The 15,843-nt window shown below is 55.9% G+C and carries 17 protein-coding genes; 4 read left to right on the top strand and 13 right to left on the bottom strand.

The features are described 5' to 3' along the window. Window positions 1-9: 9 nt before the first annotated feature. The 5 genes from AABO57_07880 to AABO57_07860 form a co-directional block, all read right to left on the bottom strand. Window positions 10-612, bottom strand: coding sequence for an ATP-binding protein (locus AABO57_07880; protein MEK6285644.1), 603 nt, complete (start codon window positions 610-612; stop codon window positions 10-12). A gap of 488 nt (window positions 613-1,100) precedes the next feature. Next, window positions 1,101-1,307: a hypothetical protein gene (locus AABO57_07875; protein ID MEK6285643.1), complete on the bottom strand. Its 207-nt coding sequence runs from the start codon at window positions 1,305-1,307 to the stop codon at window positions 1,101-1,103. Between the two features lie 61 nt (window positions 1,308-1,368). Further along, a complete protein-coding gene (locus AABO57_07870) occupies window positions 1,369-2,262 on the bottom strand; it encodes a DNA-primase RepB domain-containing protein (GenBank protein MEK6285642.1) in 894 nt (297 codons plus the stop codon). A 187-nt stretch (window positions 2,263-2,449) separates the two neighbouring features. After that, the gene (gene ssb / locus AABO57_07865) at window positions 2,450-2,848 is read right to left on the bottom strand and encodes a single-stranded DNA-binding protein (protein MEK6285641.1); all 399 of its coding nucleotides are present in this window, start codon (window positions 2,846-2,848) and stop codon (window positions 2,450-2,452) included. A gap of 280 nt (window positions 2,849-3,128) precedes the next feature. Then, window positions 3,129-3,947 (bottom strand): ArdC-like ssDNA-binding domain-containing protein, encoded by an 819-nt coding sequence (locus AABO57_07860; GenBank protein MEK6285640.1) that lies wholly within the window; start codon window positions 3,945-3,947, stop codon window positions 3,129-3,131. A gap of 855 nt (window positions 3,948-4,802) precedes the next feature. Between AABO57_07860 and AABO57_07855 the strand changes: the two genes are divergently transcribed. The 4 genes from AABO57_07855 (at window position 4,803) to AABO57_07840 (ending at window position 7,591) form a co-directional block, all read left to right on the top strand. Next, window positions 4,803-5,237 carry a hypothetical protein gene (locus tag AABO57_07855; GenBank protein MEK6285639.1) on the top strand — a complete coding sequence of 145 codons (435 nt, stop codon included), beginning with the start codon at window positions 4,803-4,805 and terminating at the stop codon, window positions 5,235-5,237. Window positions 5,238-5,289: 52 nt separating this feature from the next. Continuing rightward, on the top strand, window positions 5,290-5,520 hold the full coding sequence (locus AABO57_07850; GenBank protein MEK6285638.1) for a hypothetical protein: 231 nt from the start codon (window positions 5,290-5,292) through the stop codon (window positions 5,518-5,520). Further along, window positions 5,510-5,983, top strand: coding sequence for a hypothetical protein (locus tag AABO57_07845; protein ID MEK6285637.1), 474 nt, complete (start codon window positions 5,510-5,512; stop codon window positions 5,981-5,983). The genes AABO57_07850 and AABO57_07845 overlap by 11 nt, the downstream gene beginning before the upstream one ends. A 123-nt stretch (window positions 5,984-6,106) precedes the next feature. Beyond that, window positions 6,107-7,591 carry an SDR family oxidoreductase gene (locus AABO57_07840; GenBank protein ID MEK6285636.1) on the top strand — a complete coding sequence of 495 codons (1,485 nt, stop codon included), beginning with the start codon at window positions 6,107-6,109 and terminating at the stop codon, window positions 7,589-7,591. Window positions 7,592-7,605: 14 nt separating this feature from the next. Here the strand turns inward: AABO57_07840 and AABO57_07835 are convergent, their stop codons facing one another. From AABO57_07835 to AABO57_07800, 8 genes are read right to left on the bottom strand one after another with little or no spacing between them, the layout of a single operon-like run. Further along, window positions 7,606-7,815 (bottom strand): hypothetical protein, encoded by a 210-nt coding sequence (locus tag AABO57_07835; GenBank protein ID MEK6285635.1) that lies wholly within the window; start codon window positions 7,813-7,815, stop codon window positions 7,606-7,608. Between the two features lie 2 nt (window positions 7,816-7,817). Then, on the bottom strand, window positions 7,818-8,378 hold the full coding sequence (locus tag AABO57_07830; protein MEK6285634.1) for a hypothetical protein: 561 nt from the start codon (window positions 8,376-8,378) through the stop codon (window positions 7,818-7,820). A 16-nt stretch (window positions 8,379-8,394) separates the two neighbouring features. Continuing rightward, window positions 8,395-10,308 carry a type IV secretory system conjugative DNA transfer family protein gene (locus AABO57_07825; GenBank protein ID MEK6285633.1) on the bottom strand — a complete coding sequence of 638 codons (1,914 nt, stop codon included), beginning with the start codon at window positions 10,306-10,308 and terminating at the stop codon, window positions 8,395-8,397. A 29-nt stretch (window positions 10,309-10,337) separates the two neighbouring features. Next, window positions 10,338-11,048, bottom strand: coding sequence for a hypothetical protein (locus tag AABO57_07820; protein ID MEK6285632.1), 711 nt, complete (start codon window positions 11,046-11,048; stop codon window positions 10,338-10,340). Then, on the bottom strand, window positions 11,045-12,070 hold the full coding sequence (locus tag AABO57_07815) for a MoxR family ATPase (GenBank protein ID MEK6285631.1): 1,026 nt from the start codon (window positions 12,068-12,070) through the stop codon (window positions 11,045-11,047). Before AABO57_07815 ends, AABO57_07820 begins: the two co-directional genes overlap by 4 nt. Before the next feature lie 18 nt (window positions 12,071-12,088). Beyond that, a complete protein-coding gene (locus AABO57_07810) occupies window positions 12,089-13,726 on the bottom strand; it encodes a TrbI/VirB10 family protein (protein MEK6285630.1) in 1,638 nt (545 codons plus the stop codon). Between the two features lie 26 nt (window positions 13,727-13,752). Beyond that, a complete protein-coding gene (locus AABO57_07805) occupies window positions 13,753-15,012 on the bottom strand; it encodes a hypothetical protein (protein MEK6285629.1) in 1,260 nt (419 codons plus the stop codon). Window positions 15,013-15,029: 17 nt separating this feature from the next. Beyond that, window positions 15,030-15,752, bottom strand: coding sequence for a VirB8/TrbF family protein (locus AABO57_07800; protein MEK6285628.1), 723 nt, complete (start codon window positions 15,750-15,752; stop codon window positions 15,030-15,032). Window positions 15,753-15,843 lie beyond the last annotated feature (91 nt).

Genomic DNA, 15,843 nt, shown 5'->3' with positions numbered 1-15,843 from the left:
GTGGATCGGCTAACTACGCTGGATGGACTTTCGCTGCGACAACGCGTCCAACAAGTCTTGCTCCGTCAGCTTTTGTCGGTCATCTATTATCATTCCCTTGATCGCTTCTTCACAAGCGTGCGCTATGTCAGCGTAGCTCATTCCGTTCGCTACGTTGGCCAGCGCCTCCCAGTCCATTCTCGATTTCTTAACCGACGCGACCTTTGATTTGATTGCCTTAAATATGAACTCTTTCTCCGGCAGTGTGTATTCGATGACATCATCAAAGCGGCGGAACAACGCATAGTCTAAGATGCCCGGGTGGTTTGTAGCTGCTAGTATCAAACTGTCAGATTCATCGTGCTCGATGAACTGAAGGAAGCTATTGAGCACTCTTCTTATCTCTCCAACTTCGTTACCCATTCCTCGCTGAGCCCCGATTGAATCAAATTCGTCAAACAAATACACCCCACGAACCTGTGCGATCGAATCGAAAACTAATCTAAGCTTCGCTGCGGTCTCACCCATGAACTTCGTGATCAGACTATCCAGTCGGACTACGAAAAGCGGCAGTCCAAGCTCGCCCGCGATAACACTCGCTGAAAGTGTTTTCCCCGTGCCGGGTGGGCCCACAAGTAAAAGCTTCCTTCGTGGCGTTAGTCCGTGGGAACGTAGTTTTGAGATGTGTCGGTGCTCTTTTATTAACCTACTGAGCCGGGCGTGAACTGGCGCATCAACGATGAGATCGGCCGATCTCGATTTAGGATAGAAGACTGAAAGTAGGCTCGAAAGTTCTCCGCGTGGCTGAGCGATCGGAACCGGTCGGCCCGCACTGTGACCTTTTCGTTTCAGCTTTGCCGCGTCAATCATCTCACGGAGCTCTTGTGCTATTTTGCCGTGCCCTAATTGCGCCTCGTGCGCCGCGACCTGCATAGCGACTGCAAAGAATTGTGTATCGTCGCCATCAATGTGCGACTTGAGTAGTGCTTTGATCTGTTCCCTGCTAGCCAAGTGCCGAGCCCCCGAGTACCATTGTAGGAGGATTAGTATATATCGTAACGCCGACTCGCTACGCAAAGTAAAACACACTTTCCCGTTCAGCGTTGGTCACGCTTAGCACCTCACGGCAGTTCGTCGTCACGCTGTTCAGCCCTCACGAAAAGTTTCACCGTCAAGATTCGACGGCCTTTCACGTGAGGCTCGCGCAGAATCGCATCGAGTGCGCGCTTGATGGCAACTGATAGACTTGAACCTTCACCGCGCGCCTCCTGTACTGCGTGAGCCGCCGGCAACTCCGGGAACGTGGCGGTTACTCTCCAGCTTTTCATGATAGTCCTTCTCCAATCTTCAAAGTCTCAATCTTCGACAATGTCGCGATGCGAGATGTATTCAACGACGGTTGCTACTAACCACGGAAGCAGCTCGCTTGGCAGTGAAGAGCGCGTAGTTGTATCCGGTTGACTTCGCCTTCTCGCTCTCAGCCATAAGTTGGTTTGCGGTAGCTTCAACAGACCAGCCTCGATCTATAGAGATGAGGCAGAAGTTGAAATCTGCCGCGCTGCGGTCTTTGCCCTCATGATTCTTTGCTCCAAGCGCATCAGCCAGACAGCGTGCGTAGCTGGGCCACACCAGCAACCGATGTCTGCGCCGATAGCTGGGAGCATGGCGCGGCGCGCGAGGCGTGTGCTCCTCGGGTGCGACTAAGCCAGCGCGATCAAGCTCGCCGACTGTGACAGCGTGCAGAGGTGCAATGGAGTGAAGCCGCACGCGCGGATAGTTGGGCGCGTATTTTGATTTGAAGTTGTATGATCCAGCGAGCCTAGTCGCCCCGCTCGCGTTGAGGTCGGCTCCTGCTGCTTTCTTAACTCTGCGGATCGTCTGGTGACTGGCGTCAGTGACGGCTACCCAAGCTTGGAAGTTCTCTGGACTCGTCTCCAGTACGAGAAAAGAGAACGCGCGCACTCGATCAAGCTGGGAAGCGCTCAGATCATCAAGCTGTATGAGCGATAGAGGGCGTGCAGCAATCGGCCGCACAATCACGTTCAGCCGCTTCTGGCAGGAGGTGAATAATAAACACGGCAATTCACTGCGCAGTGATTCAACGGACCTATTCCGCCTGAAAGCTACCTTGCGTCCAGTGTCGTCAGTGAACGTGAGAGAGAAACATTGGACACCAAGGCCTTGAAAGAGATCGAGCATTACTGAGGCCTCGGCTACTTCGGAAGATGGCAGCCCTCTTCGACCAGCGTAGCGATGCTCTAGTTCAGCAACTATGTCACTCATGATTCTTGCTCCCAGCCGCACTACTCGTCGGCTCAATCTCAGCAACGCACGGCTCAGCGCGTCGCTGAGTTAGTTCTCGTTGTCGGACCGGCGTGAGCCTCGCGGGTCCGCGTACGCTAGAAGCGGACCCGCGAAAAATTTGGGCCAGAGCCGAGCGCTGTGCCCGACACTGGCCCACGGATTGCCGCTAGAACGAAACGTCCTGCTCCTCGCTGGTCACTTCCGCTGCGGCGGCTGCGGCTGTGGCTTTCTCGGCTGAGGGAGACAGGAATTTGATGTCAGAGGCTCTGACTTCCAGGTTGACGCGGGCTGCGCCTTCCCGGTCGGTCCACTGATTCAGGGTCAGCGGACCTTCGAGCCAAACATGGCTGCCCTTTGACAGGTACTCATTCGCAACCTCGGCACGGCGTCCGAAGAGGGCGACTTGAAACCATGTGGTGGTTTCCTGAAGCTCACCGGACTTGTCCTTGCGCCTCTCGGTCGTGGCAACTGAGAAGTTGGAAACGGGTGTGCCATCCGGCGTGTAACGCAGTTCCGGGGCTCTGCCCAGATAGCCAACGACTGTGATTTTGTTAAAGCTTGACATGGTGTTGTTCTCCTTTGTTTGTTGAAGTGAAGCGCAGGCGTGAAAAGCCTGGCGGTTGAGCGTCGAGGAGTTCAGCGAGTGCGTTTATGCAGGCTGCAGCCTCAGCGCAGGAGAGTTCTTCGGGCGCGCACCCGAAGCGTGATCTAACAAACTCAAAAGCGGTTGAATGGGTGGAATGGTCGTGATACGTTGACATTGGTCGAAACTCTTTTCTCCCCGTGTCAATGGGGCGGAAAGTCGGGCTGGGTGCTCGCAACACCCAGCCTTTGTTGTGCAAGGGTCATGCCAACGGCTGATTGGCGTTTGATTGCGTTCGCTCAGCCTGATGATTGATGCCAGCCTTCAGAATGCGGTCGGCTGCTCCGAAGATTTTCTGCGCCGACTTCTCCGGGATCACGTCGCCCTCAAGCCAGCTTTGAATGTAGCCTCGGCAGTATTCAGAGCATGCCAAGCCAAGCGATTCACAAACCAAAAGTGCTACTGCTTCGGCCTCAACTTCTCGTAAGCTCCTTGGGGTCTGTTCGGAGTCGTTGATATCGGATTCTGCCGTGTGCAGCAAAACAACGTGGGCGACTTCGTGAAACAGGGTCTTGTGAGGTAGTTCGGCAAGCGGCGATATAGCAACCTGGGATTTCTTCGCGTATCCCTGAACATTGCCGTTTGTGTGTGTGAACGGAATCTGCTCGATGCCAAGCGCAGCAAGGGCGCGTTCTTTGTTCCATTCTGGAATCTCGGGCATTGGTACCGGCTCGCCTTCGGTCTGCGCCAACACAAACCATCGCGGCTTCCAAACGAAAGCGGTTATATAGAGCTCGTCTTCGCCTGTGTCGCCGTTGGTCTTCTTGCGAGTAAGAGGCATGCAAAGCCAGATTGCCTTTTCGCCTTTGCGTACGTGGCGGCCTTTGTCGAGCCATCCTCTATATGTATCAATCGGGCCTGGCTCGATACCCTGAAGCTGGCATTGCACGAGTGCGCCAAGTTGATTGCCTAGGCTGTAGCCGTGAAAAGCCGAGTAAGCTTTAAGGATCAAACCGGGTTGAGTGACGGCTTGCGTTAACAAGTCGCTCCATTTCTGCTGATTGGTTGCGTCAAGGTTCATGTCGTACCTCCAAAGGGTTTTGTGGAATTAAAAAAACTAGTAACAAACCCGATAGAGGCCATGTGTAGCGGAGACAAATTCAGGTCATAGGGGTCGGCCCGCAGGTAGGCAGTGAAATAGGGAAAGACGCGAAGCGACAAACAAGCGCTGCCGTTGGGCCGACTCGTCTTGCCCCTTTACCTGAATTTGTCGGAGAGGAGAATGAGCCGGGAGGGTTTAGTTCGGGATGGGTTGAGCAGATGCATGTTCGCCGTACGGCGGGTATTAATAATGATGGGTGGGCGGGTGGGCTACCGCCGTGTCTGAGCTGTGCTATGAACGGCGGGTATTAAATAATGATGGGGACGGGGCAGGTGGAATCACGTATTCCGATGAGCCAATTGAACCATTTATGAGCCATTGCCCGCGTCCCTGGGGTGAACCCTTTGAGCCCTTCGTGAGCCCTTTGCATTCTGACCTTTTCATGAGCCCTTTGAGCCCTTTGTGAGCCCTTTGCGGTTGAGCACGTAATAGGTTGCCTTGCCTGTTGTTCCTATCTTCTCCAATATGCCCTTCCTTAGCATATCTTCCAAATCCGTCGATGCAATTGGCTTTGAGACGCCGAACGCCTTCTGATAATCCAAGTTGCTCAAACGCTCGCTTGTCTTGGCGATCAGCACGGCCTAGTCGAGAGTCTCATATGTCCCATAAGTGTCCCATAGCAGCAACTTCGAGCATTGCGTGCCTTCGGATAGAATCGGTAGGGAGCCAACGGAGTTTCTCTGAAACTGGATGAACAAGAGCTCGGCGGCGGAAGAAGGTGTCCGCACTCAGAATCTGGTAATCCCACCAATGGCGAAAGGAGGTATCACTACGATGAGGAGCCGTAAGGGGCAGTGGAAAGCCGACTTTCCTATGAGGGAAGAGGTCGAGGACTATGCGGGTCGCATGCGAGTCTTCATAATCAATTGCAGTGAGGGCGCCCATGGATTCACAGTGCGCGCCGAGGAGGAAGGGCGTAGCGGTAACGGATACGAGTTCGCGGCGTACAGCGAGACAAGTCCTTACGGCGCTCTCGGCAGACTGAGGCAGAAGATGTACCGAGCTTTGGCGACCCGTCATGTCAGCGGTTCAGCGGGAACTTATCGAATGCTGCACGATCGACTCAGCGGTCGCATTACGTCAGACGGTGAAGGAGCCGTACTCTTGGTCGTTGATGGGATCGCACTGGGAATTGATGATCTTGCCTCGATCCTAGCCTCTCACGAAGGCTGGGCGTTCGAACTGCAGATCGTGGACGCAGTCGTGTGACGACTAAGAGCTACAAAAATAGTATACTGAGTTCTTGGAGAGGAAGATGATCATGAGCACGGACCTCTTGAGTCTGTTAGAAGAAGCGCGGAAGCTTCCAACCGAGGAAAGACGACGGTTAGCAACCACGATCCTCGAGGAGATAGCGCCCGAGCCCTCCGGCGATGCTAGAAAGCAGGCCGCGGCGGTCGCCATCGTTGAGGAAACCTTCGGTTCAATAAAAGCGCCGGACCGGGCGACGCTAATCCGCCTCGCCGAAGACGAGGAGTTCAGTGGATATTAAGCTGTTGTCGGCCGGCAGCAAGTGTCTTGTTGATGCCAATATCCTTTTGTATCACATCGCAGGGTCGTCCTCGGAATGCAAGGATTTCCTTCGGCGGGTTGCCAAGAATGAGATCGAGGGGCAGGTAACGACGGTCATAATCGCCGAGCTTCTTCATCGCCAAATGTTGATCGAGGCAGTTGGCAAAGGTTTGATAACGCCTAGCAAGGCTCTCAAGAAACTGAAGGACGATCCGACAATCATTCCCAAGTTAAGCGATTACGTGACGCAGGTCGAGAAGCTCCTCAAATTGCCTCTGGCGGTTATTGAAATCAGAGCCGCTGATATCGCGCGAAGTCATGCAATTCGCCGGGACTATGGCTTGTTCGTGAACGACTCAATCAACGTCGCCGCAGCCGAACGCGTTGGGATAACCGATGTCGTGACACACGACTTCAAGCGAGTGCCGAGCATGAGGGCGTGAGATCCGAGCGACATCTGAAATCCTGCCGAGGGGAACAAGACAAGAGCATCAATTGAGCGTGAGAACAGTATGTTGGTTCTTTATCGCTGTTCACCCATACGTCTTATTTAACTAATGAGCACTATGAGCGCTACAAATCCAGCGGCGAAACATCGAAGTTTGACTCGACGGATACTTCTCACGGGGGCCACCGGCTACATCGGCGGGCGGCTTTTGAAGGCGCTGGAGAGTGCGGGTTACCCATTGCGTTGTCTGGCGCGCCACCCGGAATTCCTTCGCCCGAAGGTGGCGTCGGAGACGGAGGTGGTCGCGGGCGATGTCCTGGATCGAGGCGCTCTCGCGTCGGCATTGCAGGGTATTCATACCGCCTACTACCTGGTGCATTCGATGGGATCAGCAGGCGATTTCGAGGAGGAGGATCGGCGCGCGGCGCAAAACTTCGGAGTGGCAGCACAAGGTGCCGGGGTGCATCGGATCATTTACCTGGGTGGGCTAGGGGATAGCAAAGGGTCGCTCTCATCGCACCTGCGCAGCCGCCAGGAAGTCGGTCAGATTCTCCGCGAGTGCGGCGTGGAGGTGATCGAGTTCCGCGCCTCGATTGTGATTGGCTCAGGTAGTCTTTCTTTCGAGATGATCAGGGCGTTGACCGAACGCCTGCCGTTGATGATCGCTCCGCGCTGGGTGGCGACACTGGCCCAGCCGATTGCGATTGAGGATTTGGTGGCCTACCTCGTGGCCGGGGCGGAGGCGCCTGGCGTGCAAAACGAGGTGTACGAGATCGGAGGCGCCGATCAGGTATCTTACGGCGATATTATGCGCGAGTACGCCCGGCAGCGCGGCTTGCGGCGCGCTTTTATTCCGGTTCCCGTGCTGACTCCGGGACTCTCCAGTTTGTGGTTGGGGTTGGTGACCCCCCTCTACGCTCGCGTCGGTCGGAAGCTGATTGATAGTCTGCGCAATCAGACCACGGTGCAGGACTCAATCGCGCTCCGAGTATTCCCGATTCGACCCATGGGAATCAGCGAAGCCATCGCCAGGGCGTTACGCAATGAGGATCGCGACTTTGCGCAGACGCGCTGGTCCGACGCGCTCTCTTCGGCAGGGCCCCAGCCGACTTGGGGGGGCGCACGATTCGGCGCGCGGATCGTGGATTCGCGCGTAGCGCGAGTCAGCCGCCCGCCAGCCAGCGCTTTCGCCCCGATCCGCCGAATCGGCGGCAAGACCGGATGGTACTTCGGCGATTGGCTGTGGCGCCTCCGGGGCTTTCTGGACCTGTTGGTTGGTGGCGTCGGGATGCGACGAGGCCGTCTTGATCCCGAATTGCCAAGTGTCGGTGGAACCCTTGATTTTTGGCGCGTCGAAGCGTTCGAGCCTGACCGGCTGCTGCGGCTCTCAGCGGAGATGAAGCTGCCCGGCAAAGCCTGGCTGGAATTCGAAGTGCAGGGCGATGCTTCGGGCTCCACCATTCGCCAGACTGCGATCTTCGATCCCATCGGACTATCGGGTCTACTTTACTGGTACGTTCTCTTCCCGGTACACCAGCTCATCTTTACGGGAATGCTGCGCCGCATCGTCGCGGTAGGAAAGGAAGGGCGAGCAACAAGCTGATGACGAGGGCGACATTATCGACTGAGAACGCCAGCCTTTTTCGCAAGCTCCGCTTCAATCGCCGCGCAGGTGACGTTGTGATATTTCGCTGCGAACTGAACCGCCTCCGCTAGATCAATGCCGTTAGAAAGCTGGCTGACGACGAGCCTTACCGCGTACGTGAGCGCCTCTTTGGTGCGCCCGCCAGTGTAGCGTCGGCTGCTATTGTCGATTCTTGTTCGCATTATCAATTCCCCAGTTGAAGCTTCTGCCCATTGGGCGAGCGCTGTAGCTGTATTGGTTGTTGCTCAGTGAGGCCGAGTAGTGCGAGCTGAGCGGGTTCGGGAAGCGCAGGAAGGCGCTTGATCTCTTCGAGGGCTAGAGGCGCTCCCTTCCAGCGGCGGACTGTTTCGGGCGAAAGTGTGAGGAAGAATGTCGAGCCCTCTTCTCTGCGCTTGTTGATGGGTATTGCCCACAGAGTGCAGGCACCCGAATCGACCGCATAGTACAGGTAGTAATAATTGGCCATCGACAGGCTACGTCCGTCGTCGCCGAAGTTGGGAGAATGATTGTGCCGCCAGACGCGCGCTTCGAGTTCAACGAAGCTTTGCGGGAATCGGCCTGCCTGGTGATGATAGGTCCTGAGCGCCTTGACTATCTGGTCAACCGCCGGTCGCGGTAGCATCGCTTTCTCCCGTTGAGAAACGGTCCAGAGAGAATAGAGATACGAGCCAATAAGAGCGACGGCAGAGAAGCCCAGTATGAGATAGCTGAATCGGAAGCCTGATTTTCCTTCTGGTGACGGCATAGGCATTTCTCTAGCGTCAGATTTTGATTTCGGGTTCTTGTGGGTTCTGTCGTGCCGGTCGTGGCGCCGCTTGCTGTGAATGAGCCGGGGATGATTTTTTGTGCTCGATGGCCTGCTGGCAATTATCCGAAGGGGCCGCGACCGTTGTGGGATTTGTCGACCCAGTACGCTTATCCCCGTCTGGTCTGTTTACCTTCTGAGCCCCCTTGAGATTGATGATATGGGGTGTGCCCTTGTAGGCGGGAATAGATAGCGTCGCAGGCGAGGCTTGAATGAACGGAGGATAAGAGAATTTGATAGGAGGAGCAGTATCGATGATGGCGACAGCCTGCTTGTGTCGAACGAGCTGGCGCAGCTCGGCCGCATCAACAAGGTCGCGTCTCGTTTCCGCAAGCCGCTCAGCGTCGTTCTGCGTGCCGACTGCGTCGATGGTCGTTTGCTGAAGAACGGTGGTCCTACCTACTCTCGTAGCCGCGAATTCAGTAGTGCGTTGGTCCAAGCCAGGCAAGAAGATCATTGTGTTGATGGAGCCCAAAACTGCGTCGCCGCCATCACGCCCGTAATGAGCGTAGACCTGACCGAGGTTCTGATAGGCGAGAACGAGACCGACTTTCCGTCCGCGCCCGACACCAAGCATCTCTTTAAGACCGTGAATCGGGATGTTACCGGCCTCGTCGAAGACGAACAGGGCGGGTACGGTGTCGGACGTAACAGGTAGAGTTCTGAGGACGGTCATAGCGAGGCCAAAGAAAGTCGTTAGAAACGAGGCGTAGCGATCGGCGTCGCCTTCTGGAATGACCACGTAAATAGCAGTGCTCGGGTTGCGCAGCATCTTGAGATCAATGGCCTCTCGAGGACTGGACCCAGGATCAGTAAGACTAGTAGTGACCACCTTCACATTAGGAGTAGTGAAGGCCTGGCACTTGGAAATGACGCCAGTCAGTATGGAGCCTTGAAGATCCCGCTTGGCTTTGGTGAAGGCTCCCCAGTAGACCTCGACCTGAGGATCAGGAGAGTTGATCATCTCTTTGGTCAGAGGCGACTCCGACTCGCCTTCAGCCGGATCGATAGAGCGCAGAGAGATGAATTCATTGATCATCGCCGGAGTGGGATCGTTGATGATCTGAGGCAAGTGTAGAAGGATTGCCGCAAGCGCGGCGATTTCAGAGTTGCGCCAGAAGTCTTCAGTATCGGTGCCTTTGTTGCTCGGGCTGAAGCCGATGATGATAGAAGCAATCTGATGGGCGAGTTCGGCATTGCCTTTACAGTGGGGCAGGAAGTTCCAGCAGTCAGACCGGCTGGGATCCATTAGGTCGAGCCGATAGACATGCTGATACAGAGAGGCGGTCTCCTCAAAGAGTTCGCCCTTAGGGTCAAGGACAATGGTGGAGCCGGAATTAGCCCAGTTGCGTAGGAAAGTCATCAGGAAGGTCTTGGACTTGCCGGAGCCCGGAGGACCAAACATGGCGAGGTGTCGCATGGTATGAGACGCGGGGAGGACGAGCTGATGACCGGTATGGAGTACGCCAATGCGCAGGTCGCCCGGTTTGGGAGTATCGGTGAAGTCCTGCGCAAATCCTTCAGCCTTGAGCCAGGGAGTGTCGGCCCACATAGCTGAGCCGTGAGTAACGCGCTGCTTGAAGCGGTAGTAGGGAAGCACAAGTTGCAAGGCGTCCATTGATCCCACAAAGACAGCCATGATCATGCCGATGACGAAGATCAACCGAACCTCGAAATCTACGCTAAGGTTATTAGCGGTGATCCAGAGAAGGTAAGCCGAAAGCAACCCGCAAAGAACGAGGCCCAGCATTCCGGCGCCGGTGGTAAGGCAACGAAGAGCCGCGTGATAAGCCGTCAGATGAGGTGCGTCCATCGGACGCGGTATGCCGTGCACGGCGTCATATTGTTCAATGTAGTGCAGTAGCGACACGTGAGGAGCATCCCTCCTTTAGGACTGGCTTACCGAGGCCGCCTCGTAGCCAGCCAAGCGCGCAGTTGCTGCTGTTGTTCTTGAGGCGTCTCAGCTTGATTGATCGGCTGATCAATCCAGCCGGCACGTACACAGTCGGTGATTGAAGCGAACGGGCTGGGTGGATTGATGTCACCAAGTCGATCGGCGATAAAGACAGATCCGCGATCGCCATCAGGACCGGAGCCGGGAATGCGAACCATCAAACCTGGTCCATCCTCGCGAGAATTCGGTACAGAGATCGTCTCAATCGCCAAAGGATTTGATCTGAAGCGAAGTAGTACCCTTGCGAAATGCGAGTGGAGCATGGCGCGGCCATCGACCGTGATGGCTGGAGGCAACAGGCCGGCTGATCGTAAACCGGCGATGAGAGAATCAGCGCTTTGAGGATAGCGGCGGTTGACTTGTTCTCCCGCGACATAGAGACCCGCAGCGAGTGCGACGGCCGAAGCTTCGCGAAGCCGCTCGGCGGTGCGATAGACCTCGCCATCGTCGGGAAGGTTTGGAGCTTGGGCGCCGCGTTGATTGGGAGTGTCGTCGTTCTGCGCGCGTTCGATAGAGACGGTCGGATCAACAGATGGTACGTTCCGAGGTGCCAGATATTTGGCGAGCATAACGATGAGAAGCAATGCGGCTGCGGCGGTGAGGAGCAGTGTCCGTTTGTGCGCAGGCGCAAGAGCCGCAATCTGAGTCTTCTTCATGCGGTTTCCTCGAGTATCGAAATGCTTTCGGCGCACGCCGATTCAACCCAACGATCGATGTCTGGGTGTGGCGAGCGAATAGCCTGCAGCAGACGCGCGACACCCTTCTCAAGATTCGAGCGGTCCCTCACTCTCTTCCCAAGAAAACAGAGGTGCTCTTCGAGGAGTTCAGCGGACCAGGTAATTGACGCGTCGTTTGAAAGTGCAGTCAGAAGGTCAATGCTTTCTCTCAGGCCCGGCTTGTCTGTGACTCCGCCGATGCCGCGAATGCAGTTAATGATCTTCACCACATTGCCCAACAACTGGGGCGAGGCGGCAGGAACACGAGCGCGAAGAATGCGAACCTCCTCGCGCGGAGTCGGTGGTTCGAGCCAACTGTAGAGGCAGCGCGAGCGTAGTGGTGGTGAGAGGTCGTGACGGATGTCGTTGGAGAGAAGTATGACGACGGGCCACTTGCCGCCATCGCGGATACCGATATCGCCGAAGCGCGGCACGTGCGCCCATCCGCGGCCGAGAAGTTGGAGCAGCATGTCTTCAATGTGCTCCTGGAGCTTATCGGCCTCATCGATGATCAGTATGGGAGTGATGTCGCAGCTTGCAGCCAGATCGAAGGCGCCTAGCGCTTCACCGAGTACGAGGTACTCTCGGGACCACTGCTCTGCGCGCGCGGCGGCGAGTGATTTACCGGAGGAGGTAGCTTGACGGACCCATTGGTTCTGTCCTTCCCGATCCCAATAGTAGAGCACGTCATCAAGAGTGAGTCCTTGCATTCCTTGCAAATAAAAACAGGGCAAGTTGCAGGCTTGTGCGAGAGCTTCGCCAAGGGCTGTCTTACCGCCGCCGCGTGGACCTTCAATGAGCCATGGCTTACCGCTGCGCAAGACGTGCTTGAGGTCGATGAGCATTCGCCGCTGAATGACGTAGCCGGTCTGAGCGAGAAGATCGGCGAGGGCGGCAGGTCCATCCGAGTCGACGAGCAAGCGAGGATCTATCGTCGGCAGGTTAGGATTATGAGGGATCATTGATCTACTTGCTCGAGGTTATTCGCGGTCCGACTCTTTCTTTGCGGACTCAGCAAGAACGGTCTCAGCGACGCGTCGCATCTGGGGCGACAAGCGTGGGAGCGCTTCACGGATGCGCATCGTGTCGCCGGAGGTGAGAAGCTGAGCGAGTTCTTCCTGGGTCAGAGCACCTGATTGGTTCGCGCTTGCAGTAGTCGTGTCTGAAAATTGAGCGAGATGATCGGGCTCGGCGTCGACGGCTTTAACATCGGCTGGAAGCGTCGTGACCATTACAAATCCTGACGTGCCCGCCGGGACCTCGACGAAGCCGCGCGCCTGGTTGAGGAGAGATGAATCAACCTCAGTGCTGAACGGACTGATGGTGCGTGAACCGACATCGGTGATGATAACGGGCTGCCCGCTGATGCGACTGCCGGCAATAGCGCCGGCAACATTGACGGCGGCGGAACCCACGCGGGCGAAAGCGCGAGACCAGCCGCTGGATAGTTTATGGAACTCACCGCGAATACCTGACCCGCCATCATCACCAAGGATTTCGCCGTTGAGGTTGACGAATCGATCTCGTGAGGGATCGATGAAACCGGTGATGGCGATGAAAGCGCGATCGCGCTCGCTGCCACGAACCTGACCGATGAGGACGGTGCCTTTCGAGAGAGACCATCCTTCACCGGAAACATATCGAGTGAGTTCAAGGCGGATCGATGAGCCAGAACGAAGTGTGTAGATCTTCCCGAGGGTGCGAACGGGAAGAATCGAGCCAAAGCTTGGCAGGACAACCGGCGCGACGGAGGGCTTTGGCGAGGGCTTGCGAGAACCGTTAGCGACGAAACTCGTTTTGGACGGGCGCCCGTCTTGGGAGCTTGTGACGGGTAACGCGTCTAAAAGCGCTTTGTCCCGTCGATCAGCGGCGTCATTTGGATGCGAGTCGAGACTAACCTTCCGGATCGGGGATTGGTCGCCATCAATTACGAACCGAATAGATCGCTCGCGATTTCGTCTACTCTCCTCACGTGGTGATGCTTCGTGCTGCTTGGTGTCGCTTGGCGTCTCACTTGGGTCGGACGGGAGAACGGTAGAACTCAAAGGCGCGGGGAGGTTCTCAGCTCCGCGTGGAAGAACAGAGGTGGCGGTGGAAGGTGATGCAGCGGCAGAGGGATTAGATATTGCTCTTCTCACTTCGGCGATAGCCTCAGCGGTAACATCCTCTGGAGCTTTATCGGATTTCGCAATTGCGTCCTGAGTTTGAGTAGGCTGTTTGGTTTTGACGTTGATCTTTACTGAGCGTGATGGACTGAAGATGTAATAAAGGGCGAGTACGCCACCGATAATGATAACTAGAAGCGCGGCTGCTGAGATAAGACGGCGGTTGCGCTTCGTCTTCTTCGAAGGCACGCGCGCTCCCAAGTGAGTTGATAGCTCAGCGTCATCCCGCTCGTCACCTCGCGACCATGGATCGGGGTCATGATGCGCCTGCTCGTCGAATTCCTGAAATGGCGAGACTCGATGTGCCTCCGTTTCTTGAAGAGTTATCCGCTCGGGTGTCGAATGTACGTCCGGTTCGCGCTCACCAGACGTTGGCGCGGCCCGTTCGGTGTTCTGGTCAAGCTCAACATCTCTCGATTGTGCGGTTAGATCATCATCTTGATTGCGTTTCATCTCATCTCCTTGGCAGTGCGCAAACTTCATCTAGTGGAACTTGTGAGATCGGCCACGGCTGGATCGTCGGCGGCATTGATCTGACCTACGGTGACGCGTAGGCGCTGGCGAACTCCGAGCACGGGGCGGCGATAGATAATCGCGTAATAAAGAGTCGCGCCGGCGGGGATTGAGTCGCCGAGCCCGGATGACTCAACATGGATCGGCTTGATCTGCTCTACCAGAAGAGTCTTCTTGCCCTGGTCGTCACGAGTCTCAATAGCGATGTCAGGCTGGCCGGGCACGATTCTTAGCGGCTCCGGGAGAATGTTGGAAACAGCGACGATAACAATGGCTGAGCCGTCTTTGTCGTTGAAGTCTTTGGGAGTGGAAGTAGCGATGGAAAGACCATGCGCGGGTGGTGACCATTTCTTTGGCTTTGACGATGTGATAGCAAGCTTCAGGGCCTTGCGCGCCTCAGCTCCAAAGTCACGGTCGGATTTCGTATTGGAGTTGGTGTTCGGGGACTGTTGAGCCGTGCTTGAGGAAGCCTTGATGATTGAATCGTTATCACGCCCGTCTGCTACTCGAAGTGGTTCTACGGTTCGGGGTCGAGCATCTGGATTGGCATCACTGCTGCGGTACTGCGTGGACGTGCTTGAACGCTCAGTCTCGGGGGCAATCCTTATTGACCGCTCCTGTCGTTCCTGCTCTTTCTCTTCAAGATTGACGGCGAGCCCAGCCGCGCGTCGGGCGGCTACCACCGCTACGCGGTCATAGAGAACGACTACGCGGTGCGCCATCTGTGAGAGTTCTCGCACAGGATAAATAAGAAAGGTGACGACCATGCCCGAGCGCATTTGCGCGATGATGGAGGCTGCGGGACCCGTAGAAGAACTCGCCGCAGGAGGTGAAACAAAGTTACTTCCTGCTCTGAAGACGAAGAAGTGATCATTCTGTTTTGTGGGCGACTCGTCAATCGTGACCATCTCAGAGTTGCCCGGATGGAGAGCGAAGAACCTGTCAGCGGCGGGAAACTCCACAAGAGTTACGCCGGACGTTGCAAGGCCGAGACGGATGATGGGATTCTCGTTTCCCTTGACGGTGACATTAGCCTCGCCCGAAAGATATTCGGGGGTTCCAGAGACGAGGGAGACTGCAGGCAGCGCAAAGTCATCGGCACTTTGTCTCCCAACCGACGAGTGTTTGGATCTCTGCGATCTGCTTTTGTTCTGCGTGAGCGCAAGCGTCGGACACGCAATGAGCGCAAGAAGAATCAAAGTCGTTGCGGCCTTAGCGGAATGCATAAGTCTCCTTTTCGGTTCTACTGGATTTCCTTGTAATCAAAACTGGAAATGAGAAAGCCTGAGCGGAGATTGCGGTCCGCCCTGCCTTTGGGGTCTGCAATGAGCTTGAGTGAAAGACTGAGTTGGCGAGGCTCATCAAGCGTGACGCCGTTGTCCAGTCGGTGGATGTCCTGTCGACCCAGGACGCGGACCGTATAATGGTCCTTTGAATCGATAGTAATGTCTTGAGCGGTCCACGCGCCCTGCCAGCTTTCTTGGAGTTGCTTGTCGAGGATGTTGTCTTGCTTCAAGTACCGCGCAAATTTCAAAGCAGAATCGGGGAGCATCATCCTGAGGGCGCGCTCGATGTCTTTAGACCTGGTGGCCGGGTCGATTTGGTAGAGGGAACGAACGAACTCAGAAGCGATGTACTTCTTGTCGGCGTCAGTCAAATGCTCGGGACCGAGTTGGACGGCCTCGGTCTCGCCGTAGTCGCGATCGTTGATTTCGACAACACGGCCACTGGATTTATCAACGACGATGCGGTCTGGTCTGCGATAGTACTGATAGAAATTGCCTACAATGCTTATGAGCAGCAGGAGAGTGAGAACGATGCCGCTGCGCGCGAGATGAATAACGGTGCGAACATCCTGTGGATCGCGGTAGATGGCAGAAAGTCGCAGCGCCTCACGTTTAGTGGTGGAACCAGGAACAGGCGCGACGCGCGGCTTGTCGTTCTCGACTTGAGCTTTGTTCAACACAACGAGTTCTCCTTGTGAATCAGTGGAGTACGCATTCGTCATCAGCGATGAAGACGGTGAAAGGTCCTGGATAAGGCAACCGTTCTGGAGT

The sequence above is a fragment of the Acidobacteriota bacterium genome, assembly GCA_038040445.1.
Taxonomy (GTDB): Bacteria; Acidobacteriota; Blastocatellia; order UBA7656; family UBA7656; genus Onstottus_A; species Onstottus_A frigus.
Note: the sequence above shows the minus strand (reverse complement) of the source record. Positions and strands in the feature narration are given on the sequence as shown.

What these genes read in the sequence shown, in the direction of transcription:
- AABO57_07875 (MEK6285643.1), bottom strand. Translation starts at nt 1,307, where the DNA reads ATGAAAAGCTGGAGAGTAACCGCCACGTTCCCGGAGTTGCCGGCGGCT.
- AABO57_07870 (MEK6285642.1), bottom strand. Translation starts at nt 2,262, where the DNA reads ATGAGTGACATAGTTGCTGAACTAGAGCATCGCTACGCTGGTCGAAGA.
- ssb (MEK6285641.1), bottom strand. Translation starts at nt 2,848, where the DNA reads ATGTCAAGCTTTAACAAAATCACAGTCGTTGGCTATCTGGGCAGAGCC.
- AABO57_07860 (MEK6285640.1), bottom strand. Translation starts at nt 3,947, where the DNA reads ATGAACCTTGACGCAACCAATCAGCAGAAATGGAGCGACTTGTTAACG.
- AABO57_07855 (MEK6285639.1), top strand. Translation starts at nt 4,803, where the DNA reads ATGAGGAGCCGTAAGGGGCAGTGGAAAGCCGACTTTCCTATGAGGGAA.
- AABO57_07850 (MEK6285638.1), top strand. Translation starts at nt 5,290, where the DNA reads ATGAGCACGGACCTCTTGAGTCTGTTAGAAGAAGCGCGGAAGCTTCCA.
- AABO57_07840 (MEK6285636.1), top strand. Translation starts at nt 6,107, where the DNA reads ATGAGCGCTACAAATCCAGCGGCGAAACATCGAAGTTTGACTCGACGG.
- AABO57_07835 (MEK6285635.1), bottom strand. Translation starts at nt 7,815, where the DNA reads ATGCGAACAAGAATCGACAATAGCAGCCGACGCTACACTGGCGGGCGC.
- AABO57_07830 (MEK6285634.1), bottom strand. Translation starts at nt 8,378, where the DNA reads ATGCCGTCACCAGAAGGAAAATCAGGCTTCCGATTCAGCTATCTCATA.
- AABO57_07820 (MEK6285632.1), bottom strand. Translation starts at nt 11,048, where the DNA reads ATGAAGAAGACTCAGATTGCGGCTCTTGCGCCTGCGCACAAACGGACA.
- AABO57_07815 (MEK6285631.1), bottom strand. Translation starts at nt 12,070, where the DNA reads ATGATCCCTCATAATCCTAACCTGCCGACGATAGATCCTCGCTTGCTC.
- AABO57_07810 (MEK6285630.1), bottom strand. Translation starts at nt 13,726, where the DNA reads ATGAAACGCAATCAAGATGATGATCTAACCGCACAATCGAGAGATGTT.
- AABO57_07805 (MEK6285629.1), bottom strand. Translation starts at nt 15,012, where the DNA reads ATGCATTCCGCTAAGGCCGCAACGACTTTGATTCTTCTTGCGCTCATT.